We start from the raw sequence: 22657 nt of genomic DNA on the forward strand, positions 1-22657 counted from the left end.
CCTCAACCGATTTTGATAACTTTGTCGGAAACGAACGAAAAGGTCGGAATCGCGAGATTCTGCGGCGCCGGGCCTTTGCGTATGCGGCCGGCCGTATCGTAGACCGAGCCATGACAGGGACAGAACCACCCGTTGTATTCGCCGGCCTGGCCGAGCGGAACGCAACCGAGATGGGTGCAGGACCCGATCATGACGATCCAGTTCTCCTTGTCCTTGCCGGCCGAACGGTCGACACCCGTCGCCTGCGCGTCGGCGGCGAGGTTGGCGTTGCGCGCGACCGGATCCTTGAGATCCGCCATTGGAACGTCATTCGCAGCCTTCACTTCCTCAGGTGTACGGTTGCGGATGAAGATCGGCTTGCCGCGCCACTTGGCGGTGAGCGACATGCCAGGCTCGAGGCTCGATACGTCGACTTCGATCGAAGCGAGCGCGAGCGTCGAGGCATCGGGACGCATCTGGTCGATAAACGGCCATGCGACAGAGACGGCGCCGACGGCGCCTGCCATACCCGTGGTTAAATAAAGGAAATCTCGGCGTGTGGGCTCGCTAGAGACCCCGCCTGTCGTTTCGTGTTCGCTCACGGCTTAACATCCTCTGCCCAAATTTCGCGGAATTTTCCACGCCATCCCTCCAAGGCGACGAATCTGTCTTACATATATTCGAACTTAGATTCCCCACCCACTAAGCCGCGTTCTATTATTGATCATCAATTATGTCCAGCCTTGGCAAGGCAAGATGGCACAATGTCGCGGCCCTTGAGAGTTGATTCTTTAGGACAATCGCGCCGCCGCAACAGTGTTGCATTGCAACATATCAAGCTGCGTGTTAGGTGGCCGGACGAATACTCGCTCACGCCCGGTACCAGCCAATGAGACACACTTTATTCTGCGTGGGCAGTGTTCTAGTCTCGCTGTTACTTGCCGCCATTTCTTTGCGTTACGTCACGCACGCCTGGCTGCTTGCCTTCGTCTACAGCTTTCAGGTCCACTTCGCGCTCGCCGGCCTCGCCGCGAGCCTCGTCCTGATCCTCATCAAGCGCCACTGGTACGCCTATCTTCTGGTCGCCGTTTCGGTGGTGCTCGCCACCCACGGCGTGCTGATGATGAAGGAATTCGAGGCCGCCCCGGCGACCGCCGCATCGCGCCCGCTGCTGCGCCTGATGTCCTTCAACATCGAGAACGACAATATCGAAAACAGCGGCCGCATCGCCGAGACCGTGATCGCCTCCGGCGCCGATCTCGTCACAATACTGGAGGCGGCGCCGCTGCTTCGGGAGCTCTCGCGCATCTCGGCGACCTACCCCTACCGCATCGGCTGCGGCGTCGGCACGCCTGGCTGCGATACGCTGGTACTCTCCAAGCGGCCCTTTATCGATCAGGCGGTCAGCACATTGGGCGATCTGTGGCCAAACCGTCTCGTCCAGGTAACGATAGATGTCGACGGCACGCCTGTTCACCTCGCCTCGGTCCACCTCGCCAAACCCTATTTCGACGATTTCCAGGTCGGCGAGCTCTGGGATCTGCGCAACGCCGTGAAGTCGGTGGACGGGCCGCTCATCGTCGCCGGAGATTTCAACTCGGCCATCATCGCGCCGCGTATCCAGGACTTCGTCCGCGCCACCGGCCTGAACGCGGCGTTTCCGCAACCCTCCACATGGCCGGTCAGGGCCGGCAAGCTCGGCATCGCCATCGACCACGTGCTGGCCCGCCCGCCGCTGCGTCTGATGTCGGTCAGCCAGGTCGCGGACAATGTCGGCTCCAACCACTACGGACTGATGGCCGAGATCGCCATCGACCGCTGACGGCAGGCAGCCAACCGCGACTGATCCTCTACGCCTAAACCTCTTCCAGATCGGCCGCCAGGAAGCCGCCCGATTGCCGCGCCCACAGTTCGGCATAGAGCCCGCCATCGCGCAGCAGCGCCTCGTGCGTCCCCTCCTGGATGATGCGTCCCCTGTCGACGACGATCAGCCGGTCGAGCGCCGCGATCGTCGACAGCCGGTGCGCGATCGCCAGGACCGTCTTGCCGTCCATGATCCTATTGAGGTTCGTCTGGATCGCCTCCTCGACCTCGGAATCCAGCGCCGACGTCGCCTCGTCGAGCACCAGGATCGGCGCATCCTTGAGCATCACCCGGGCGATGGCGATCCGCTGTCGCTGCCCGCCCGAAAGCTTGACGCCGCGTTCGCCGACATGCGCGTCGAACCCCTTGCGCCCCTGCTGGTCCTCCAGCCGCTGGATGAAGCCCAGCGCCTCGGCGCGCCGCGCCGCCTCGATCAATCCGGCCTCGCCGGCATCCGGCCGGCCGAAGAGGATGTTGTCGCGCACCGAGCGGTGCAGCAGGGAGGTGTCCTGGCTGACGACGCCGATCTGCATCCTGAGCGACTCCTGCCGGACATTGGCGATGTCCTGCCCGTCGATCAGGATGCGGCCACCCTCGAGGTCGTAGAGCCGGAGCAGAAGGTTCACCAGCGTCGACTTGCCGGCGCCTGAGCGTCCGACAATGCCGACCTTCTCGCCGGGTGCGATGCTGAGCGAGAAACGGTCGATCACGCCGCTTCCCTTTCCATAGTGGAAGGACACGTCGTCGAAACGGATGCCGGGCTCGGCGATGACGAGATCCGGTGCATCCGGCTTGTCGACGAGGGCGAGCGGCTTGGAGATGAGTTCAGCCGAATTCTGGATGGTGCCGAGATTGCGCATGATGCCGTTGAACTGCGTCATCAGGCGTCCGAGCAGGAAGTTCAGCCTGAGCACCAGCGCCAGCGAGAACGCGACGGCGCCCGAGCTGATCAGCCCCTGCAGCCAGAGATGCACGCTGAGGCCCGCCATCGTCACGATCATGATGCCCGAAAGCAGCGCCATGGAGGCGCGCACGCCGGTGATGAAGCGGGTGAAGAGCAGCACCGTCGCCTGGAACGTGTCGAAGCCCTGCCGCATGTAGCGATCGGTCTCCTCGTCCCTGGCAAACAGCTTCAGCGTCTGGATGTTACTGTAGGCATCCACCATGCGACCGTTGAGCATCGAGGCGGATTCGGCGGTATCGCGCGAGTGGCGGCGGATGCGCGGCACGAAGTAGCGCGCGAGAATGCCGAAAGCGACGAGCCAGCTGAGCACCACGATCGCCAGCGACAGATCGAGACGCGCGACGAGAACCAGCGTCGTCGCCGCATAGATGCCGACGAACCAGACGCTCTCCATCAGCGAGGTCACGAGGTCGCCCGTCGCCTGCCCCGCCGACCACACCTTGGTGACGATCCGCCCGGAGAAATCGCTCTGGAAGAACGACAGCGATTGCCGCGACACATGCAGATAGGATTGCCAGCGCGCCAGATTGTAAAAGCCGGGCGTGATCACCTGCTGGTCGACCAGCGCGATCAACAGCTGCACGACGAAGCGCACGAGGCCGATGAGGAAGAGCATGCCGAACAGCTCGAAGCCGTAGGTCGCCAGGAGCCCGTTCCAGCCGACGTCAGGCGTGATGCTGGCGAGAATGTCGACGACCCGGCCGACGAACCAGAACAGCGCCGCCTCGATCGCGGCCGACATCCCGCCGAGAACCAGCATAGCGATGAAGGGCAGTTTCGCCTGGCCGATGTAGAACCAGACGAAGCCGCTCGTCGACCGCGGCGGCTGGATGTTGTCGCGCGGTTGGAAGGGGTCGATCCAGGTCTCAAAGGCACGAAAGAGTCGATTTAGGAGCATATTTGCGATATAGGCTTATCCGCCGGATGGGGAAAGCAATCCGCTCGCCGGACCAACCTTATATTTTCGTAATGATTGGTAACATCGACGGCATCGTCGTTGAATGAGACATGTCCCGCCACAATGTGGGAATAGCATGAGATTTCACGGGAGACGGCCACAATGCAAAAGAGGACACTCGTGTCGAGCATACCGTTGCCTTTGGCGGAAAGACTCGATGCGGTCACGGAGCAGCTCGGCGTACCGCACGACCAGGTCGTGGCGGAAGCCGTAGCCGCATGGATCGATACGGAAGAGCAGCGTCGGCTCATGGCGTTGCGCACGTTGGCCTTCGCCAGCAGCATGGCGGTCGAAGGTCATCGCGTCATCGACTGGGCGGACAGCCTGAGTGCCGACAGGCACTGAACAGACACAGCCAAGCGACTGATTGGAAACAACAACGCCCTCCCGATATCCCAGGGAGGGCGTTTTCAGTTGATGGCGGGCGTGGTCACTCGGCGGCCGCTTCCGCCTCCTCCGAGTGATCGGCGAGGAAGCCGCCCGACTGGCGGTTCCAGAGATCGGCATAGACGCCGCCCTGCCCCACCAGCTCATTGTGCGAGCCGGCCTCGATGATCTTGCCCTTGTCGAGCACGACCAGCCGGTCCATCTCCGTCAGCGTCGACAGCCGGTGGGCGATGGCGATGACGGTCTTGCCCTCCATGAGCGCGAACAGGTTCTCCTGGATCGCGGCCTCGACCTCGGAATCGAGCGCCGAGGTCGCCTCGTCGAGAACCAGGATCGGCGCGTCCTTGAGGAACACGCGGGCGATCGCGATACGCTGGCGCTGGCCGCCGGAGAGCTTCACGCCGCGCTCGCCGACCTGCGCGTCGAGCGCCTTGCGCCCCTGCATGTCGACGAGACCCTCGATGAAGTCCCAGGCGTTCGCCCGTCTGGCCGCCTCGATCACCTCCGCATCCGTCGCATCCGGGCGGCCGTAGGCGATGTTGTCGCGGATCGAGCGGTGCAGCAGCGACGTGTCCTGCGTGACGACACCGATCAGTTCGCGCAGGCTCTCCTGCGAGACATGCGAGATGTCCTGGCCGTCGATGGTGATGCGGCCACCTTCCAGATCGTAGAAGCGTAGAAGCAGGTTCATCAGCGTCGTCTTGCCGGCGCCGGAGCGGCCGACCAGACCCACCTTCTCGCCCGCCCTGATGTCGAGCGTCAGGTTCTCGATGATGCCCTTGCCCTTGCCGTAGTGGAAGCCGATCCGGTCGTAGTGGATCGCACCCTTCTTGGCCGATAGCGACGAGGCGCCCGGCTTGTCGGTGATGTCGTGCTGCTTCGCCATCATCTCCATGCCGTCATAGACCGTGCCGATATTCTCGAACAGCGCCGAGACTTCCCACATGATCCACTGCGACATGCTGTTGACGCGCATGGCAAGGCCGATGGCGATCGCGATCGCGCCGACCGAAATGCCGCCGTTCAGCCAGAACCAGATCGACAGGCCCGAGATCACGAACAACGCCACGCAGTTGTTGAAGTAGACCAGTGCGTGGAACATCGTGACCTTGCGCATCTGCTGGTGCACGGTCTGCAGGAACTGGTCCATGCCCTCCTTGGCGTAGGTCTCCTCGCGACCGGCATGCGAGAACAGCTTCACCGTCGCGATGTTGGTGTAGCTGTCGACGACGCGGCCGGTCATCAGCGAACGCGCGTCCGCCTGCATCGCCGCGATCTTGCGCAGCCGCGGCACGAAGTAGGCGACGATGGCGATATAGACGCCGAGCCATGCCAGGATCGGGATCATCAGCCGCCAGTCGGCCGCCGCGATGACGATGATCATCGAGATGAAGTAGCTGACGACATAGACGAAGACGTCGAGGATCTTCATCACCGTCTCGCGCACGGCGAGCGACGTCTGCATCACCTTGGTTGCCACGCGTCCGGCGAACTCGTTGGCGAAGAAGGTCATGCTGTGACGCATCAGGAAACGGTGCATCTGCCAGCGGGCGATCATCGGGTAGTTGCCCATCAGCACCTGGTGCATGATGACGGAATCGGCCACCGCCGCCACGGGCAGGCCGATCAGGATCAGCGCGCCCATCCAGTAGAGCTTGTAGCCCTCGGTATCGAGGAATGTCTTCGGATCGGCCTGCGTCAGCCAGTCGACGATGTTGCCGAGGAACCGGAACAAGGCGACTTCGCCGACCGCGATCAGCATCGTCAGCACCGCCATGGCGGCAAGCCAGGGCGCCGCCGGCTTCGTATAGTGCCAGCAGAAGGCAACGAGCCCCCTGGGAGGAACGCCGGGTTCCTCGTCGGGGAAGGGATTGAGACGCTGTTCAAACCAGCCAAACATGAAAATGCTCCGAACTTCAGCGTTCCGGCCCTGGCCGGCGCGGACGCGCAACGGCTTATATGGGCAGCGGACGTTCAAGGGACGAGGCCAATATGGCCGCGCAATGGATTAACGATGGGAAATCAGAAAGAAGAAGACGCTTAGGAGCGTCGGGTCGCCATGATCCGCACGATGACGGACGGGAGGCTGACATACGGCAATGCATTCATCTTGGCGCTCCCTCGTTGGCGATTGAAGATATGCACCGATAACGCGAAATCGGCCGGAATTCCAGCCCCTACTTGCCGAATATCGAAGATTCGCGCCCAAAAACCAGGCTGTTGCACCAAAACCGCACTCGCGCTAGGTCAGGCCGGACGGAAGCGATCAAACGGCGGCGATCATGGCGGACCTCAGAATAGCACTCTATCAGCCCGATATAGCAGGCAATACCGGCACGATCCTGCGGCTGGCCGCCTGCCTCGATTTCGCCGTCGATATCATTGAGCCCGCCGGTTTCGACATCTCCGACCGCAATCTCAAGCGCGCCGGCATGGATTACATCGCTGCCGCCGCCCTCACCCGCCATGTCAATTTCGAGCGGTTCGAGGACTGGCGCAAAACCACCGGCCGCCGCCTCGTGCTCGCCTCCACCAAGGCCTCCGGCCGCTACACCGACTTCCGCTTCCGCCCTGATGACATCCTGCTCTTCGGCCGCGAAAGCGCCGGCGTTCCCGATCATGTGCATGACACAGCCGATGCCCGCATCCTCGTGCCGATGGTCGAGGGACAGCGCTCGATCAATGTCGCCGTGTCGGCGGCGATGATCACGGGCGAAGCCATGCGCCAGACCGTCTGGTCCTGACCCCGCCATCGAAATGCCGGTTCGGCGGCGGATAATGTCGCGAACGGCGTTGTGAAATCGCCGATCAGGCGTATAATTTTTAGCCGGGCAAACAAAAAATCGGACGATGTGCCGATATTTCAATGATTTGCCATCAGGAAAGAGTCGCAGAACGCGCCACTTAGGACGCCAAGAGATAGAAAAAGACCGGCCCGCATGGAATCCACCATCGTCATGATCAACCTGTTCGGCGCCGTGGCCTTGCTGCTGTTCGGCCTGTCGCAGGTCAAGGATGGCGTCAACAGGGCCTTCGGCGCGCGGCTGCGGACCGGGCTCGCATCAGGCACCAAGAGCGGCCTGCGCTCCTTCCTCTCCGGTTTCCTCGCGACCATCGCCCTGCAAAGCTCCACCGCGACCGCCCTGATGGTCGCCTCCTTCGTCGAGCGCGAGCTGGTCAAGCCGCGCATGGCGCAGATCGTGCTTCTGGGCGCCAATGTCGGCACCGCCGTCACCGCCTGGATCGTCGCAACCGGCATCGCCTGGCTGTCACCGCTGGTCATCCTCGCGGGCATCGTGCTCTATCGCGGCGGCTCGACCTCCCGCCAGGGCGGCGGCCAGGCGCTGATCGGCATCGGCCTCATGCTGCTGTCGTTGCATCTCCTGAGCAGCGCCACGGAGCCGATGCGCCAGTCGCCGGCGCTCTCGGCCTTCATCGGCCTGCTCGACAATGCCTGGCCGGTGGCGCTCGCCTTCTCGGCCGGAATCGCCTTCATCTCCTCCTCCAGCCTCGCCGCCGTCGTCCTGATCCTGTCGCTCGCCTCGACGGGCATCCTGTCGGCCGGCCTCGTGATCGTATTGGTGCTCGGCGCCAATCTCGGCGGCGCCATCCCGCCGGTCATCGCCTCGCTTTCGGGCCCCGCCTCGGTCAAGCGCGTCACGCTGGGCAACCTGATCGTGCGCGCCATCGGCTGCCTGATCGCGCTGCCGCTCGCGGGTTTCGCCGCCGAGCTCCTGGAAACCCTGCCGCTGTCTCCGGCCAAGCTGCCGGTCGATGCCCATCTCGGCTTCAACCTCATCCTCGCGGCGCTTGCCTGGCCCTTCTCGCGTCTGCTGTCGCGCCTGATGTTGAAGATGGTCCCCGAGGACGAGCAGGCGGATAACGCCCCGCGCTATCTCGATCCGCAGGAACTCTCCACGCCTGTCGTGGCGCTCGCCAGCGCCACCCGCGAAGTGCTTGGCGTCGGAGACCTGATCGAGCGCATGCTGCATCGCGCCGCCGATGCCTTCGAACGCAACAACATGGCCAAGCTGACGGAGATCGGAGCCCTCGAAAAACGAGTCGACAGCCTGCAGCAGGACGTGAAGATCTACCTCTCCAAGCTCGGCCGCGGCGGCCTCAGCGAAGAGGACGGACGCCGCTCCATCGTCATCATCGACTACGCCATCAACCTCGAGCATATCGGCGACATCATCGAGAAGGGTCTGCTGCCGCAGGTCGCCAAGAAGGTCTCGCTCGGCCTGAAATTTTCCGAGGACGGCTATGAGGAGCTCAGCAAGCTCTTCCACCTGACGCTGGAAAACCTGCGCATCGCCCAGACGATCTTCGTCACCCGCGATTTCAATCTCGCCCGGCAGCTGATGGAAGTGAAGGTGGAAGTGCGCCGCATGGAGAAGCAGTCCTCCGAGCGCCATCTGGAACGCCTGCGCGACGGCCGCGCCGACAGCCTGCAGACCAGTTCGCTGCATCTCGACATGCTGCGCGACCTCAAGCGCATCAACGCCCACATCGTCTCCGTGGCGCACCCGATCCTGGATGAAAGCGGCCTGCTGATTGAAAGCCGCCTGCGCAACGCCGCCGAATAAACGTCAATCGGCCGATGGCAGGCGCCGCATGGTGAACTCGATCTGGTCGCCGTCGAGCTGTCGCCAGCTCTCGACCTCGGTCCAGTAGGCGGCCTTGGGGTACTCGTCGAACCACTCGCGGGCCTTGGCGCGCGCATCGAGCAGCGCCAGGCAATAGGTCTGCCGCACGAACCGGTCGTTCTTGCGCGGCGTGCCCTCGGCCCGGTGCGTGGCAATCCTTCGCTTCAAACCGTCAAATGACGGCGGTCCTGGGATCTTCGTCATACAACCTACCTCTAATGGAAAGGTAGTATCGAAGCCTGAACATTGCGAGTCGAATCTGAAGCCTGCTCACGAACAGGATGGCGCGGTTGGCGCTCCGCCGGACGACCTGCTATCAGGGGCGATTGAAGCGGGCACGACTCGAAATTGGCCCGCGCGCGTACCGGAGACGACGACTATGGAACGACCCGAACTTCCGATCGGCCTGCCCGCGGATATCGAGGACAAGAAGGAGCTGGCCCGCAACTGGTTCGAGGGCCTGCGCGACCAGATCTGCGCCTCTTTCGAAGCATTGGAGGATGAACTCGCCGGCCCGCTCTCGGATCGTGAGCCCGGCCGCTTCGTCGCCAAGGACTGGCAGCGCGAGAACGGTGCGGGTGGCGGCGGTCGCATGTCGATGATGGAAGGCCGCGTCTTCGAGAAGGTCGGCGTCCACACCTCCACCGTCTATGGCGAGTTCAGCGCCGACCTGCGCGCCCAGATGCCGGGCGCCAAGGACGATCCGCGTTTCTGGGCCTCCGGCATCTCGCTGATCGCCCATCCGGTCAATCCCAATGTCCCCGCCGTGCACATGAACACCCGCATGGTGGTGACCTCGAGCCGCTGGTTCGGCGGCGGCGCGGACCTGACGCCGGTGCTCGACCGCCGCCGCACCCAGGAGGACGACGACACAAGGCTGTTCCACAAGGCGATGGAGATCGCCTGCCGCAGCCACGCCGGCGTCGCCGATTACGACGCCTACAAGACGTGGTGCGACGAATACTTCTTCCTCAAGCACCGCAACGAGGCGCGCGGCATCGGCGGCATCTTCTACGACTGGCTGCATTCGGGCGAGGAAGCCGGCGGCTGGAGCGCCGACTTCGCCTTCACCCGCGATGTCGGCCGCGCCTTCGCGATGGTTTATCCACGGATTGTTCGCTCCAACTTCAATAAACAGTGGACAGAACAAGATCGTGAAGAACAATTGATTCGCCGTGGGCGATATGTCGAGTTCAATCTGCTATATGACCGGGGAACGATCTTCGGTTTGAAAACGGGTGGGAATGTCGAGTCCATTCTCTCATCGCTGCCCCCCGCCGTTCGCTGGCCGTAACTGGGAGGAAAGATCGGCGGTTAGCTTGGTAAATTGCACGTGAGAGGCTTTTAATAAGCGGACCGGATACCCATTTCATGCATGTACGCGCCTAACAATCGGAGGAGGATTGTCATGACGATACAGAGTGGAACACCGGCGGCGACAGGTGTCCAACAGCCACCCCGCCCAATCGATACGCCCGAGCTGCTCACAAGGCTGGCCGAGGCGCTGAAAGCCAAGAGCGGCTCCGACCTGCCCCTTTCCTGCTTCGTGGAACAGGTAAAGCTTCAACTCGCCGGCGGCCTTTCCGCCGAGGAGCTGTCGCGCCGCGCCAGGAGCCAGCACAGCGGCGCACGCACGGATTGCTACCGTGCATGGGCGATGCCCGAATAATCGGCCCGAATAATCGGGTTGAGGATTCAGGCCCTCACGCTTTTGATGATGTGGCCTGAACAGTCCGGGGACCGGACACATCGATGATCGCGAAATGGCGATCCCTACGGCCGGTGCGGCAACCGGCCGGAACCTTCCTGTCCCTGGAGCATTCCCACAGAACGCAAGAGCGGAACTCAAGTCAGGAGGAGACGATGAGACTTTTCGAATGTGGAACGCTGGTCCCCGGATGCAGCTGGCACACCCGCGCAAGCGACGACGCCGAAGTCGTGCGCCGCGCCGTCGATCATATGAAGTCCGCGCATGGTGAAACCATCATCCGCGAAAACATGGTCGACAACATCAAGGCCCGCATCCGCAACGAAGCGAACGCGGCCTGATCTTGGCGATCTGCCTATTTTACGCGATCTGAAAGCCGGGCGAGCAATGTCGCCCGGTCGGAGGCGAAGTTCTCCTCCACCCACTGATGCTCCAGAGCGGCCAGCGTCTCACCCACCTGCCGGCCGGCGGCGATCCCTGCCGCCATCACATCCCCGCCATTCACTGGAAAACTCGGCTTCACCCAGGCATTGGCATGGTCGAGCAGCCTGTTCAGCCGCGCCGATCGCGCCATCTCCGCCATGTCGCCCTCGGCCTTGCCCCGCGCCACCGCGAGCGCCAGCCGCAGCCGCGTCGTGATGCCCTCGGCGCTGTTGCGATAAAGCAGACGGTCGAAGGCCGCCATCGACATCTCGTCGTTGATCGGTGCTGCATTCGCCCACGCCTTGAAGACCGCCGCTTCCGCATTGGCAAGCTTCAGCCGCGCCGCCATCGCCTCGAGCCGTTTGGCGTCGGGCGGTACGATCGAGGCCAGCCGCAGCAGCGGATCGGGCGTCCACCTAAGCGCCTTCTCGGTGGCGACAAGCGCCGGGATCGCGTCGATCCCCCACTTCTCCGTCTCCGGCAGGATTTCCGTCAGCGCGCCGACCGTGCGCATCCACAACAGCGCCCGCCCGGGATCTTCCGCTGACAACAGCTTGCGCATCTCCGACCACACCCGCTCGGCCGACAGCGTCGCGAGCTTGGAGCGCGCCGCCGCCGCCGCCCGCAACCCATCCGCATCCGGCCGTCCCGAACCGTAATAGGCGAAGAAGCGGAAGAAGCGCAGGATGCGCAGATAGTCTTCCTTGATCCTGGTCGCGGCATCGCCGATGAAGCGAATGTTGCGCTTCTCGATATCGGCAAGCCCGCCGACGAGATCGACCACCTCGCCGCTTTCGCCGACATAGAGCGCGTTGATCGTCAGGTCGCGCCGCTCGGCATCCGTCTGCCAGTCGGTGCTGAACGCCACCGTCGCCCGTCGCCCGTCGGTCTCGACATCGGCGCGCAGCGTCGTCACCTCGAACGGCTTGCGGTCGATCACCAGCGTCACCGTGCCATGCTCGACGCCCGTCGGCACCGCCTTGATCCCGGCCGCCCTGGCACGCTCGATCACCACGTCGGGCGTCAGCGTCGTCGCCACGTCGATATCGCTGACACCGAGCCCCATCAGGCTGTTGCGCACGGCGCCACCCACCACGCGCCCCTCGCCGCCATCGGCATTCAGCAGCGAGAAAACGCGCTTCAGCGCCGGGTCGTTGAACCATGCTTCGTGAGCAAGGTTGGTCATGCGTAGAGCCTTTCGTAGAGCGTGCGGACGATGCCGGCGGTGATGCCCCAGATCATCCTCGTTTCATAGGGCATGCGATAGAAATGTCGGTCGAGCCCGTCGACCATCCGCTTGTCGCGGATGTGGTTGCCGGGCGCCATCAGGAAGGAGAGCGGCACCTCGAACACGTCGTCGACCTCATCGGGATTAAGCTTGAGATCGAAGCCAGGGCGCACCACCGCCAGCACGGGCGTGATGCGAAATCCGGTCGAGGCCAGGTAGTTCGGCAGCCGCCCGACGGTCTCGACGAAGGAACCCTTGAGCCCGATTTCCTCGTCGGCCTCGCGCACCGCCGCCTGCTCCGGCGTCTCGTCCTCGCCGTCGATCTTGCCGCCGGGAAAGGCGATCTGGCCGGAATGCTTGCGCAGCGTCGAGGTGCGCTGCGTGAAGATCACCCGCGCCTCGTCGCCGTCGTCGATCACCGGCACCAAGACGGCCGCGTCCCTGAGCTTGAACGTTTCCACCTTGGCGACGATCTCGGGGTTCAGGATATGGTCGCCATGCTCGCGCCACGACAGATCGACCGGCCCGCCCATCTGGTGCATCGCCCGGCGTCTGAATTCGGCGGCGGAGTAAAGCGCGACCTCCCTGGTATGGACCTTTGTCATCGCGACAGCGTATCCAGCTCGGCGGCCGGCATGACGGGAAAAATCTCGCCGCCCGATCGCAGGCAGAACATCGCGACCCCGTCGACATCGATCGTCTCGCCGAGTTCCACGAGCTGGTACATCACGGCCCGCGACACCAGCGCTTCCAGCCGGCCACGCACATGCAGGTAGGGCTTCAACTCGTTGTTATCGCCGTGAATGACGAACCGGAGCGGATGCTCGCCGCCAGCCTCCACCACGTCGCCGACATTGGTGCGGAAGGTCAGCACGGCCTGCCCGTCCTTCACGGAGGCGTTCATCTCGACAGCCAGGAACGGCGCATCGACGATCCGGATGCCGACTTTTTCCACAGGAGTTACGAGGTAGGTCTTGCCGTCCTCATCCTTGCGCAGAACCGTGGAAAACAGCCGCACCAGCGGCGCGCGGCCGATCGGCGTTCCCATGTAGAACCACGTCCCGTCGGCGCGGATTTCCATGTCGATATCGCCGCAGAAGGGCGGATTCCATTTCTCGACGGGCGGAAGACCGCGTTTCGCGTCGCCATTATCACCCGCGGCGCGCGAAATCAGCGCGGCCAGATCCGCGGCATCGGTCGCTGCCTTGATCTCTTCGGTTGCCATTGTTCCGTCTCTGTTTGCACTTAACCCAGGAAATGTCACGAGATAGTCATTCGAAACGAACTTGTCAGCCCGCAACATCTTCATAACTCTATCGGGTATGAGGCACACGTGTAAAAGTCCGACGATTCGCGACGAATGAGATCAGCCGCTGGAGAGATGCCTGATGGGTATGATGAAGACCGAAGCCCCCCTCGATGAAAAGGCGATCGTCGCCGCGGCGGAAAAGGCGCTTGCCGATATCGCCACGGTCAGGAGCGAGGTCTCCAAGGTGATCTTCGGCCAGGAGAGCGTCGTCGAGAACACGCTGCTTGCCGTGCTCTCGGGCGGCCACGCCCTGCTCGTCGGCGTCCCCGGCCTCGCAAAGACCAAGCTGGTCACCACGCTCGGCGAAGTGCTCGGCCTCGGCGCCAACCGCATCCAGTTCACGCCCGACCTGATGCCGTCTGATATCCTCGGCTCCGAGGTGATGGACCAGGACGAGACCGGCCGCCGCTCCTTCCGCTTCGTCAAGGGCCCCGTCTTCGCCCAGCTCCTGATGGCCGACGAGATCAACCGCGCCTCGCCGCGCACCCAGTCGGCGCTGCTGCAGGCGATGCAGGAGTACCACATCACCGTCGCCGGCCAGCGCTACGACCTGCCGACGCCCTTCCACGTGCTCGCCACCCAGAACCCGCTGGAGCAGGAAGGCACCTACCCTCTTCCCGAGGCGCAGCTCGACCGCTTCCTGCTGCAGGTCGACGTCAACTACCCCGAACTCGCCGCCGAACGGCAGATCCTGCTCGACACCACGGGCCTGGCCGAAACCAGGCCGCAGGCGGTGCTGAGCGCCGAGCGCCTGATCGAGATCCAGACGCTGATCCGCCAGATGCCGGTCAGCGACAAGGTGGTCGACGGCATCCTGGCGCTCGTCCGCTCCGCCCGTCCCGGCCAGGGCAACGCCGCCACCGACAAGAACGTCGCCTGGGGCCCCGGCCCGCGCGCCGGCCAGGCGATGATGCTTTGCGCCCGCGCCCGCGCGCTCTATGAGGGCCGTCTCGCCCCGTCGCTCGACGATGTCCACGCGCTGGCCGAGCCCGTGCTGCAGCACCGCATGGCGCTGACCTTCGCCGCCCGCGCCGAAGGCATGTCGGTGCGCGACGTGATCGCCGGGCTGGTGAAGCAGGCCCAAGGCTAGGCAGACAAGGCTGAGCGAACAGGATCAGGCCGACAAGGATCAGGAAGGAAGCCTCACGCGTGGCATCGATCGGACAGACCGTCACTCCGACCCCAGGCAGCGATGCCCTTGCACGCGCAAGGCAGCGCGCCAGCCTGCTGCCGGATTGCCTCGTCGAGGCCAAGCGGATCGCCAACACCGTGATCGCCGGCTGGCACGGCCGCCGCAAGCGTGGGATCGGCGAGAATTTCTGGCAATTCCGGCCCTATAGCGAAGGCGAAAGCCTGGCGCGCATCGACTGGCGCCGCTCGGCGCGCGACGACCACACCTATATCCGCGACCGCGAGTGGGAAGCCGCCCACACCATCTGGCTCTGGGCCGATATGTCGCCGTCGATGATGTACAAGTCGACCTTCGGCAACGCCTCCAAGGAAAGCCGCGCGCTGGTCATCATGCTGGCGCTCGCCGAAATCCTCGCCCGCTCGGGCGAGCGCGTCGGCTGCCCCGGCGTCATGGAGCCGATCTCCGCCCGCAACGCCGCCGAACGGCTGGCGGTGGCCCTGATGCACGCGCCGCTCACCGGCGGCCTGCCGGATACCGCGATGATCCGCGGCTCGAGCGACCTCGTGCTGATCGGCGATTTCCTCGACGATGCCGGCGCCGTGATGGCCCGCATCGGCCCGCTCGCCCGGCGCGGCCTGCGCGGCCACGTCATCGAGGTGGCCGATCCCGCCGAGGAGCTGTTCCCCTATACCGGCCGCACCGAGTTCACCGACCCCGAGACCGGTTCGAAGCTCACCTCCGGCCGCGCCGAAAATATCCGCGAAGCCTATACGCACGCCTATCTCGGCCGCCGCGATGGCCTTGGCCAGAGCCTGCGCCATCTCGGCTGGACCTTCATCAGCCACCGCACCGATCACCTCGCCTCCGAGGCGCTGGTCGCCGTCCACATGCATCTGTCCGGCATGCCCGGCAAGACGAGCTTGCCCGGCAAGGCAACGCAGGGAGGCCAGCTGTGAGCGCGCTTCCCTTCGCCTTCGCCTATCCGGCCATTCTCGGCGCCCTCGTGGCGCTTCCCGTCATCTGGTGGCTGCTGCGCCTGACCCCGCCGCGCCCGAAGGCCGAAGTCTTCCCGCCGCTGCGCATCCTCGCCACCGTGCTGAAACGCGAGGAAACGCCGGCGCAGAGCCCCTGGTGGCTGACGCTGCTGCGCATGCTTCTCGCCGCCGCCGTCATTCTCGCCATCGCCGATCCGGTGTTCAATCCGCGCGCGAGTTCGATCGCCCCGGGCGGTCCGCTCGTGCTTTTCATCGACAATGGCTGGGCGACCGCACCGGATTGGGAGCGCCGCGTTGAGACCGCCGAGGCGCTGATCGACGACGCGGATTCAGCAAGCCTGCCCGTATCCATCGCCTTTACCGCCGACCCGAGCAACGATGCGCTCGCCGGCACCGCCGCCGTTGCCCGCGAGAGGCTCCGCGCCGCCGAACCGCGGCCGCTGGTGCCCGACCGCCAGCGCGCCTTCGCAGCGTTGCGCGCGGCGCTTGACGGCGTCAAGCCCGGCACGCTCGCCTTCCTGACCGACGGCGCCGCCGCGAACGACAACGACGCCACCGTTCGCCAGCTGGCCGACCTGCAGCCGGCGCAGCTTCGGCTGATCGCCTCCGACGCGACGCAAACCGTGGCGATAACGGACGCCAACAACGCCGCCGACGCCATGACCGTCGCGGCCACCCGCCTCGACAGCGCCTCCGCCGCCACCCTGCCGCTGACCGCCCAGGACGCGCAGGGCCGCGCCATCGCCTCGGGCTCCATCTCTTTCCAGCCCGGCCAGTCCGTGGCATCGGGCTCGATCACGGCGCCCTTCGAGATGCGCAACGACTTCGCCCGCGTCAGCATCGACAATCACCCGACGGCCGGTGCCGTCCAGCTTCTCGACGACGGTTTCAAGCGCCGCCGCGTCGTGCTCTTGTCGGGCGAGGCAAGCGACAGCCTGCAGCCGCTGCTGTCGCCGCTCTACTACATCCAGCGCGCCCTGCAGCCCTATGCCGATCTGATCGAGCCGAACGCCACCAATCTCGCCACCTCCATCCCCGATCTTCTGGCGCAGAACCCCTCGGTCATCGTCATGGCCGATATCGGCCGCCTGCCGCAGGAGACCTACGAGCCGCTGCAGCGCTGGATCAACAACGGCGGCACGCTGATCCGCTTCGCCGGCCCGCGCCTGGCCGCCGCCCCCGCCGACGATCCGCTGGTTCCGGTCACGCTGCGCCAGGGCGAACGCGCGCTCGGCGGCGCCTTGTCCTGGGCCGAGCCGCAGCCGCTGGCCGAATTCCCCAATTTCGGCCCCTTCGCCGGCATGGCGCGCCCGACCGACGTCACGGTGAAGCGCCAGGTGCTGGCCGAGCCGACGCCGGATCTGGCGGAACGCACATGGGCAAGCCTCGCCGACGGCACGCCGCTGGTGACGGTGAAGCCGATGAACGCCGGCCGCATCGTGCTCTTCCACGTCAGCGCCGAAGCCACATGGTCGGATCTTCCGATCTCGGGCAATTTCGTCGAGATGCTGCGCCGCATCGTGCAATTGTCACGCTCCGGCGGCGTCACCTCGCAATCCGGCGGCGCGACGACCGCGGACGCGCTGCCGCCCTTCCGGCTGTTGACCGCCAAGGGCGCGCTAACCACCGAAACCGGCGCCGCGCGGCCGCTGATCCAGAACGCCAAGGCCGCCCCCGTGGCCGGCTTCGAAAATCCGCCGGGCCTATACGGCTCCGAAGAAGGGTTCACCGCCTTGAACGTCCTGCCCCAGAACGCCGAACTCAAGCCCCTCGACGCCTCGGGCGTGACGCTGGTGCGCGAGGGCCTGATCGGCGGCGAGACATGGTCGGCCAAACCCTCGCTCTTCCTCATCGCCTTCCTGCTCCTGCTTGCCGACAGCCTGATCGTCATGCTCATGAGCGGCGCCTTCTCGCGCCTGCGCCCGGCCGCGCGCACGGCGGCGATGATCGCGGTGGCGGCCGGCGCCGCCTTCCTCGTCCAGCCCGGCCAGTCGCGCGCCGACGACAGCAAGCCCGGCGATGACCAGATCTTCCAGCGGCTCGACAACACCCACCTCGCCTACGTCGTCACCGGCGAGCCCGAGGTCGACCGCATCTCCCAGCGCGGGCTCGAGGGTCTCACGCAATATCTGACATTCCGCACCACGCTCGAACCGTCCGCTCCCGTCGGCCTCGATATCACCAAGGACGAGCTCGCCTTCTATCCGATCATCTACTGGCCGATCTCGGCCACCGCGCCCATGCCGTCGGCCGCCTCGATCAACCGGATCGACGCCTACATGCGCTCCGGCGGCACCGTGCTCTTCGACACCCGCGACCAGTTCAGCGCCCTCGACAACAGCGGCGGCACCAGCGCCAATGGCGAGCGCCTGCAGCAGATCCTCGCCAATCTCGACATACCGCCGCTGGAGCCGGTTCCCTCCGATCACGTGCTGACCAAGTCCTTTTATCTTCTGTCGAGCTTCCCCGGCCGTTATGCCGGCAGCCCGCTCTGGATCGAGGCGCGTCAGGACAACCGCTCCGGCAACGCCAAGTCGGCGGCAACGGCCGACGGCGTTTCGCCGATCCTCATCACTGGCAACGATTTCGCCGGCGCCTGGGCCGTGGACGACAATGGCGTCCCGATCCTTCCCACCGTCCCCCCGGACGAGGCGCAGCGCGAATATGCCTATCGCAGCGGCGTCAACATCATGATGTATATGCTCACCGGCAACTACAAGACCGACCAGGTACATGTCCCCGCCCTCCTCGAACGGCTGGGACAGTGACATGACGTTTGATTTCGCGCCCTTCATCCCCTGGCCGCTTCTGGCGGGCCTCGCCGTCATCGTCGTCGCCATCGCCGCGCTCGCTATCTTCAGGGGCGTACGCGGCGCCTGGATACGCAGCATGGCGGCCCTTGCCCTGCTCGCCGCGCTCGCCAATCCGCTTCTGATGCAGGAGGATCGCGAACAGCTCTCGACGATCGTCCCCGTCATCGTCGACCGCAGCCAGAGCCAGCAGACGCCGGAGCGCGTCAAGATGACCAACGACGCGCTGGCGCAGCTCAAGGACCGTCTGGCCCGCTTCCCGAACGTCGAGGCACGCTATGTCGATGCCACCGAGCCGGAAGATTCCGACGCGCCCTCGACACGGCTCTTCAACGCCCTGTCGGCGGCCGTCGCCGACGTTCCGCCGGCCCGCATCGGCGGCGCCATCATGATCAGCGACGGCCAGATCCACGACGTGCCCGGCGTCAATCAGGCGCTCGGCTTCGACGCCCCGATCCACGGCCTCATCACCGGCAAGGCCAAGGAGTTCGACCGCCGCATCGAGGTGATCAAGGCACCGCGCTTCGGCATCGTCAACGAGGAGCAGCAACTGGTGCTGCGCGTCTTCGACGATGGCCCGAGCCCCGGCGGCACCGCCGACGTCACGGTCAAACTCAACGGCAACGAGATCGCGACGCTGCAGGCAACACCCGGCCGCGACACGCCCTTCTCCTTCAAGGTCGAGCGCGGTGGCAGCAACGTGCTGGAATTCTCCGTGGCGGCTCTGCCGGGAGAGGTGACGCAAGCCAACAATCGCGCCGTCCACGTCATCGACGGCATCCGCCAGAACCTGCGCGTGCTGCTGGTCTCCGGCGAACCGCACGCCGGCGAGCGCGCCTGGCGCAACCTGTTGAAATCCGACGCCTCCGTCGATCTCGTGCACTTCACAATCCTGCGTCCGCCGGAAAAGCAGGATGGCACGCCGATCAACGAACTGTCGCTGATCGCCTTCCCGACGCGCGAGCTCTTTGTCGACAAGATCAAGGACTTCGACCTGATCATCTTCGACCGCTACCAGCATCGCGGCGTGCTGCCGATCCTCTATTACGATTACATCGCGCAATATGTCCAAAACGGCGGCGCGCTGCTGATCGCGGCGGGTCCGGAACAGGCCGGTCCGGATTCGATCGCGCTGACGCCGCTCTCCTCCGTGCTGCCCGCCGCCCCCACCGGCGAGATGATCGAAAAGGCGTTCTATCCCCGCCTATCCGAGATCGGAAAGAAGCACCCCGTCACCCGTGGTCTCGATGGTTCGACCGAAGAGCCGCCGCGGTGGGGCCGCTGGTTCCGCAGCGTCGGCGTCGAAAAGCCTCAGGGCGATACGGTCATGGTCGGCGCCGACAACAACCCGCTGCTGGTGCTCAACCGCGCCGGCCAGGGTCGCGTCGCCATGCTCCTGTCCGATCAGGGCTGGCTCTGGGCGCGCGGCTTCGAAGGCGGCGGTCCGCACGTATCGCTCTATCGCCGTATGGCCCACTGGCTGATGAAGGAACCGGCTCTGGAAGAAGAGGCGCTGACCGCGCGCGCCTCCGGCCGCACGCTCGAGATCACCCGCCAGACCATCGGCGACAATCCCGGCAACGCCACCGTCCGCTACCCCTCGGGCAAGACCGAGACGCTGCCGCTTGTCCAGTCCGAGCCCGGCCTCTTCAAGGCCGAGAAACGCATGGACGAAATCGGCCTCTTCGAGATCCGCAACGGCGAGATGAGCACGATGGTCCATGTCGGCGCCGTCGATGCGCCGGAATTCAAGGCGATGATCTCGACGCCCGATGTGCTGAAGCCGATATCGGACAAGACCAGGGGTCTCGTCACCCGGGTCTCCAACGAGGACGGCAACGTCACGATCCCGCCGATCCTGCCGGTGCGCGGCCAGATCCGTGTCGCCGACGACGACCGCATGCAGATCCGCCTGACCAACGAGACGGTGCTGAAGGGCATCAACACGCTGCCGCTCTTCGCGGGCTTTGCCGGCGTCGGCATCCTGCTGCTCGCCTTCGGCGCCATGTGGTGGCGCGAGGGTCGCTGACCCGATGCCGCGACTCGAACTGACCGCCACGCCCTCCCCCGATGACCTCGCGGTCATCGGCGAGAGCCTCACCGCCTTCAACCACGCCGATGTCGGCCCGGCCGACCGCCGGACGCTGGCGGTGCTGATCCGCGACGAGGAGGGAACGGTGCTAGGTGGCCTCTCCGGCTATACCGCCTGGGGCTGGCTCTTCACGCAGTTGCTGTTCATCCCCGAAAACCATCGCGGCACCGGCCTCGCCGGAAGGCTTCTCTCGATGGCCGAACAGGAAGCAGCCACCCGCGGCTGCCACGGCGCCTGGATCGACACCTTCAGCCCAAAGGCGCTCAAAGCCTATCGGAAACAGGGATACGAGATCTTCGGCGAACTGCCGGAATTCCCGAAAGGCCGCACGCGGACGTTTCTGCGCAAGACGCTGACGCCTGGGCCGTCTCGGACCGGCGCTGAATAGCGGAGCCTGTCGCCTGCTTTAGAGATGCGCGATCTTGGCCTCGACCTCGGTCAGTCGCGACTGAACCTCTTCCGCGATGCGAGAGGCATGCGATGCATCGCGCAAGGCTGTCAGCACCTCATTGTACTGCCCGACCACATCGATCTGCATTCGCTTGAGGTCATGGGCGCGGTCGTCGAGATCGCCTCAAGCCGACCTGACGTCTCGCTGTGATGCCGAAGCGCGAGCTCGTGCAAACTGTTCATTTTGCGATTGAGCTTGGAGATCTCGGTCTCGACCGTGCTAAACTTGTCGATGGCGGCTTCGACCATGCCCAAGGTCCGCTTCTGGCCATTGAACATGGCTTCCATCATCGCCAGCATTCTCGCCGTCTCGCTGTCGCCCACGCGCCTCGATCCTCCGTTCTCGTTCAATATGGCATTACGGCACGCAAACAACAAGAAAGCCTGCCCCTCAGGCGATCGACGCCTGACGGGTCTCTGAATCGATCGCCAACGCCGCCAGCGCCGAGACGACGAGGAAGCCGGCGAAGAGGCCGATCGCAACCCCGAGCCCTTCGGAAACGACCAGCGCCATCAGCGATGGCGCGAGAAGTCCGCCGAGCCGCGCGACGGCGCCCGCCGTGCCCATGCCGGTCGCCCGCACCGCGGTCGGGTAGAGTTCCGGCGTATAGGCGTAGAGCGCGCCCCATGTCCCAAGCAGCGCGAAGCTCATGATCAGAAGCGACGCGCCGACCATGATATCGACCCCGGAAACGACGAACAGCAGGCACCCCGCCGCCGACAGCAGGCAGAAGCCGATCAGCGTCGGCTTGCGGCCCCAGGCCTCGACGCCATAGGCCGCGAGCGCGTAGCCGGGGATCTGCGCCAGCGCCACGAAAACAAGGAAGCCGTAGCCCCGGACGAAGCCGAAGCCATCGCCCGCGAGCTTCGCCGGCATCCAGGTGAAGACGCCGTAATAGGAGACCGACACCAGGAACCAGATCACCAGGATCATCACCGTGCGGCGGCGAAGCGCGCCGGAAAACACCCCTTCGGATGCGGCATGCGGTGGTGAAACCAGCTCGTCGCCCGCTTCAAGCGCGGGCTTGCCGTTGGCCACCAGCACCCGGTTGATCGTCGTCTTCGCTTCCTCGCCGCGACCGCCGCGCAGCAGATAGAGCGGCGATTCCGGCACGAACAGCCGCAGGCCGAGCCCAAGGATGGCAGGCAGCGCCGTCACCGCGAAGATGTAGCGCCACGCATCCTGGACCCCGGCGACGCTGGCCGCCCATGCCGCAAGCGCCACGATCAGCGTTCCGATCGCCCAGAACCCCTCAAGCGCCACCAGCCAGCGGCCACGGCTTTTCGACGGCAGGAATTCCGCCATCATCGCATAATCGACCGGCAGCGTGCCGCCGACGGCCACGCCGGTGAGAAACCTGAGAGCGAGCAGGATGGTGAAACTCGGCGCGAAAACCGAAAGCGCCCCGAACACCGCGTCGCAGGCGACCGTCAGCAGCAGCACGTTGCGCCGCCCCACCCTGTCGGCCAGACGGCCGAAGGCGTAGGCGCCGATCAGCATCCCAAGGAAGAACAGCGTGCCCGTCTGCAGCGCCTGCGGCACCGTCAGCCCGAAACTCGCGGCGATCGACGCGGCGGTGAAGCCGACCGCCAGCACCTGCATCGCATCCGCCGTCCAGACGAGACCGAAAATGCCGAGAAGCCGCCGCTGGAACGGTCCGGTCCCGGCGTGATCGAGCGCCTCGTCGATTGAAATGCGACCCATGCCTTCCC

Annotated in this window: 21 protein-coding genes; 12 read left to right on the forward strand and 9 right to left on the reverse strand. The window is 65.0% G+C overall.

Going from position 1 to position 22657, the window contains the following annotated elements; translation table 11 throughout:
• Positions 1-2: 2 nt before the first annotated feature.
• Complete coding sequence (gene petA, locus GGQ67_RS06335; protein ID WP_183899335.1) at positions 3-581, reverse strand: ubiquinol-cytochrome c reductase iron-sulfur subunit; 579 nt, start codon at positions 579-581, stop codon at positions 3-5.
• Positions 582-868: 287 nt separating this feature from the next.
• On the opposite strand from petA, the gene GGQ67_RS06340 reads away from it, so the two are divergent.
• Complete coding sequence (locus GGQ67_RS06340; protein WP_183899336.1) at positions 869-1801, forward strand: endonuclease/exonuclease/phosphatase family protein; 933 nt, start codon at positions 869-871, stop codon at positions 1799-1801.
• Between the two features lie 34 nt (positions 1802-1835).
• On the opposite strand, the gene GGQ67_RS06345 is transcribed toward GGQ67_RS06340, so the two are convergent.
• A complete protein-coding gene (locus GGQ67_RS06345) occupies positions 1836-3704 on the reverse strand; it encodes an ABC transporter ATP-binding protein (RefSeq protein WP_183899337.1) in 1869 nt (622 codons plus the stop codon).
• Between the two features lie 162 nt (positions 3705-3866).
• Between GGQ67_RS06345 and GGQ67_RS06350 the strand changes: the two genes are divergently transcribed.
• The gene (locus GGQ67_RS06350; RefSeq protein ID WP_183899338.1) at positions 3867-4109 is read left to right on the forward strand and encodes a hypothetical protein; all 243 of its coding nucleotides are present in this window, start codon (positions 3867-3869) and stop codon (positions 4107-4109) included.
• Between the two features lie 85 nt (positions 4110-4194).
• On the opposite strand, the gene GGQ67_RS06355 is transcribed toward GGQ67_RS06350, so the two are convergent.
• Complete coding sequence (locus GGQ67_RS06355) at positions 4195-6051, reverse strand: ABC transporter ATP-binding protein (RefSeq protein ID WP_183899339.1); 1857 nt, start codon at positions 6049-6051, stop codon at positions 4195-4197.
• Positions 6052-6433: 382 nt separating this feature from the next.
• Between GGQ67_RS06355 and GGQ67_RS06360 the strand changes: the two genes are divergently transcribed.
• Together GGQ67_RS06360 and GGQ67_RS06365 are read left to right on the forward strand one after the other, a co-directional pair.
• A complete protein-coding gene (locus tag GGQ67_RS06360; RefSeq protein ID WP_183899340.1) occupies positions 6434-6895 on the forward strand; it encodes a tRNA (cytidine(34)-2'-O)-methyltransferase in 462 nt (153 codons plus the stop codon).
• A 195-nt stretch (positions 6896-7090) separates the two neighbouring features.
• A complete protein-coding gene (locus tag GGQ67_RS06365) occupies positions 7091-8737 on the forward strand; it encodes a Na/Pi cotransporter family protein (RefSeq protein ID WP_183899341.1) in 1647 nt (548 codons plus the stop codon).
• Positions 8738-8740: 3 nt separating this feature from the next.
• On the opposite strand, the gene GGQ67_RS06370 is transcribed toward GGQ67_RS06365, so the two are convergent.
• Positions 8741-9001, reverse strand: a complete 261-nt coding sequence (locus tag GGQ67_RS06370) for a hypothetical protein (protein WP_037058665.1) — start codon at positions 8999-9001, stop codon at positions 8741-8743.
• A 175-nt stretch (positions 9002-9176) separates the two neighbouring features.
• Between GGQ67_RS06370 and hemF the strand changes: the two genes are divergently transcribed.
• The 3 genes from hemF (at position 9177) to GGQ67_RS06385 (ending at position 10846) form a co-directional block, all read left to right on the forward strand.
• On the forward strand, positions 9177-10091 hold the full coding sequence (hemF, locus tag GGQ67_RS06375) for an oxygen-dependent coproporphyrinogen oxidase (protein WP_183899342.1): 915 nt from the start codon (positions 9177-9179) through the stop codon (positions 10089-10091).
• 114 nt (positions 10092-10205) lie between these two features.
• Complete coding sequence (locus GGQ67_RS06380; RefSeq protein WP_183899343.1) at positions 10206-10466, forward strand: hypothetical protein; 261 nt, start codon at positions 10206-10208, stop codon at positions 10464-10466.
• A 194-nt stretch (positions 10467-10660) separates the two neighbouring features.
• The gene (locus tag GGQ67_RS06385) at positions 10661-10846 is read left to right on the forward strand and encodes a DUF1059 domain-containing protein (RefSeq protein WP_018897362.1); all 186 of its coding nucleotides are present in this window, start codon (positions 10661-10663) and stop codon (positions 10844-10846) included.
• A gap of 14 nt (positions 10847-10860) precedes the next feature.
• Here the strand turns inward: GGQ67_RS06385 and GGQ67_RS06390 are convergent, their stop codons facing one another.
• From GGQ67_RS06390 to GGQ67_RS06400, 3 genes are read right to left on the reverse strand one after another with little or no spacing between them, the layout of a single operon-like run.
• Positions 10861-12114, reverse strand: a complete 1254-nt coding sequence (locus tag GGQ67_RS06390; RefSeq protein WP_183899344.1) for a CCA tRNA nucleotidyltransferase — start codon at positions 12112-12114, stop codon at positions 10861-10863.
• Entirely contained in the window at positions 12111-12761 is a 651-nt protein-coding gene (locus GGQ67_RS06395; protein ID WP_183899345.1) for a CoA pyrophosphatase, read from the reverse strand. Before GGQ67_RS06395 ends, GGQ67_RS06390 begins: the two co-directional genes overlap by 4 nt.
• Positions 12758-13381: a DUF1285 domain-containing protein gene (locus GGQ67_RS06400; RefSeq protein ID WP_183899346.1), complete on the reverse strand. Its 624-nt coding sequence runs from the start codon at positions 13379-13381 to the stop codon at positions 12758-12760. The genes GGQ67_RS06395 and GGQ67_RS06400 overlap by 4 nt, the downstream gene beginning before the upstream one ends.
• Positions 13382-13544: 163 nt before the next feature.
• Between GGQ67_RS06400 and GGQ67_RS06405 the strand changes: the two genes are divergently transcribed.
• The 5 genes from GGQ67_RS06405 to GGQ67_RS06425 are packed head-to-tail and all read left to right on the forward strand — an operon-like array spanning position 13545 to position 20882.
• A complete protein-coding gene (locus tag GGQ67_RS06405; protein WP_183899347.1) occupies positions 13545-14555 on the forward strand; it encodes an AAA family ATPase in 1011 nt (336 codons plus the stop codon).
• 59 nt (positions 14556-14614) lie between these two features.
• Positions 14615-15553, forward strand: coding sequence for a DUF58 domain-containing protein (locus GGQ67_RS06410; protein ID WP_183899348.1), 939 nt, complete (start codon positions 14615-14617; stop codon positions 15551-15553).
• On the forward strand, positions 15550-18360 hold the full coding sequence (locus GGQ67_RS06415) for a DUF4159 domain-containing protein (RefSeq protein ID WP_183899349.1): 2811 nt from the start codon (positions 15550-15552) through the stop codon (positions 18358-18360). The genes GGQ67_RS06410 and GGQ67_RS06415 overlap by 4 nt, the downstream gene beginning before the upstream one ends.
• Position 18361: 1 nt before the next feature.
• A complete protein-coding gene (locus GGQ67_RS06420; RefSeq protein ID WP_183899350.1) occupies positions 18362-20431 on the forward strand; it encodes a hypothetical protein in 2070 nt (689 codons plus the stop codon).
• A 4-nt stretch (positions 20432-20435) separates the two neighbouring features.
• On the forward strand, positions 20436-20882 hold the full coding sequence (locus GGQ67_RS06425) for a GNAT family N-acetyltransferase (RefSeq protein ID WP_183899351.1): 447 nt from the start codon (positions 20436-20438) through the stop codon (positions 20880-20882).
• A gap of 110 nt (positions 20883-20992) precedes the next feature.
• Here the strand turns inward: GGQ67_RS06425 and GGQ67_RS06430 are convergent, their stop codons facing one another.
• Both GGQ67_RS06430 and GGQ67_RS06435 read right to left on the reverse strand, forming a co-directional pair.
• Positions 20993-21268: a hypothetical protein gene (locus GGQ67_RS06430; protein WP_183899352.1), complete on the reverse strand. Its 276-nt coding sequence runs from the start codon at positions 21266-21268 to the stop codon at positions 20993-20995.
• Positions 21269-21335: 67 nt separating this feature from the next.
• Positions 21336-22649 carry an MFS transporter gene (locus GGQ67_RS06435; RefSeq protein WP_183899353.1) on the reverse strand — a complete coding sequence of 438 codons (1314 nt, stop codon included), beginning with the start codon at positions 22647-22649 and terminating at the stop codon, positions 21336-21338.
• Positions 22650-22657 lie beyond the last annotated feature (8 nt).

It is taken from the genome of Rhizobium metallidurans (assembly GCF_014196505.1).
Classification (GTDB): Bacteria; Pseudomonadota; Alphaproteobacteria; order Rhizobiales; family Rhizobiaceae; genus Rhizobium; species Rhizobium metallidurans.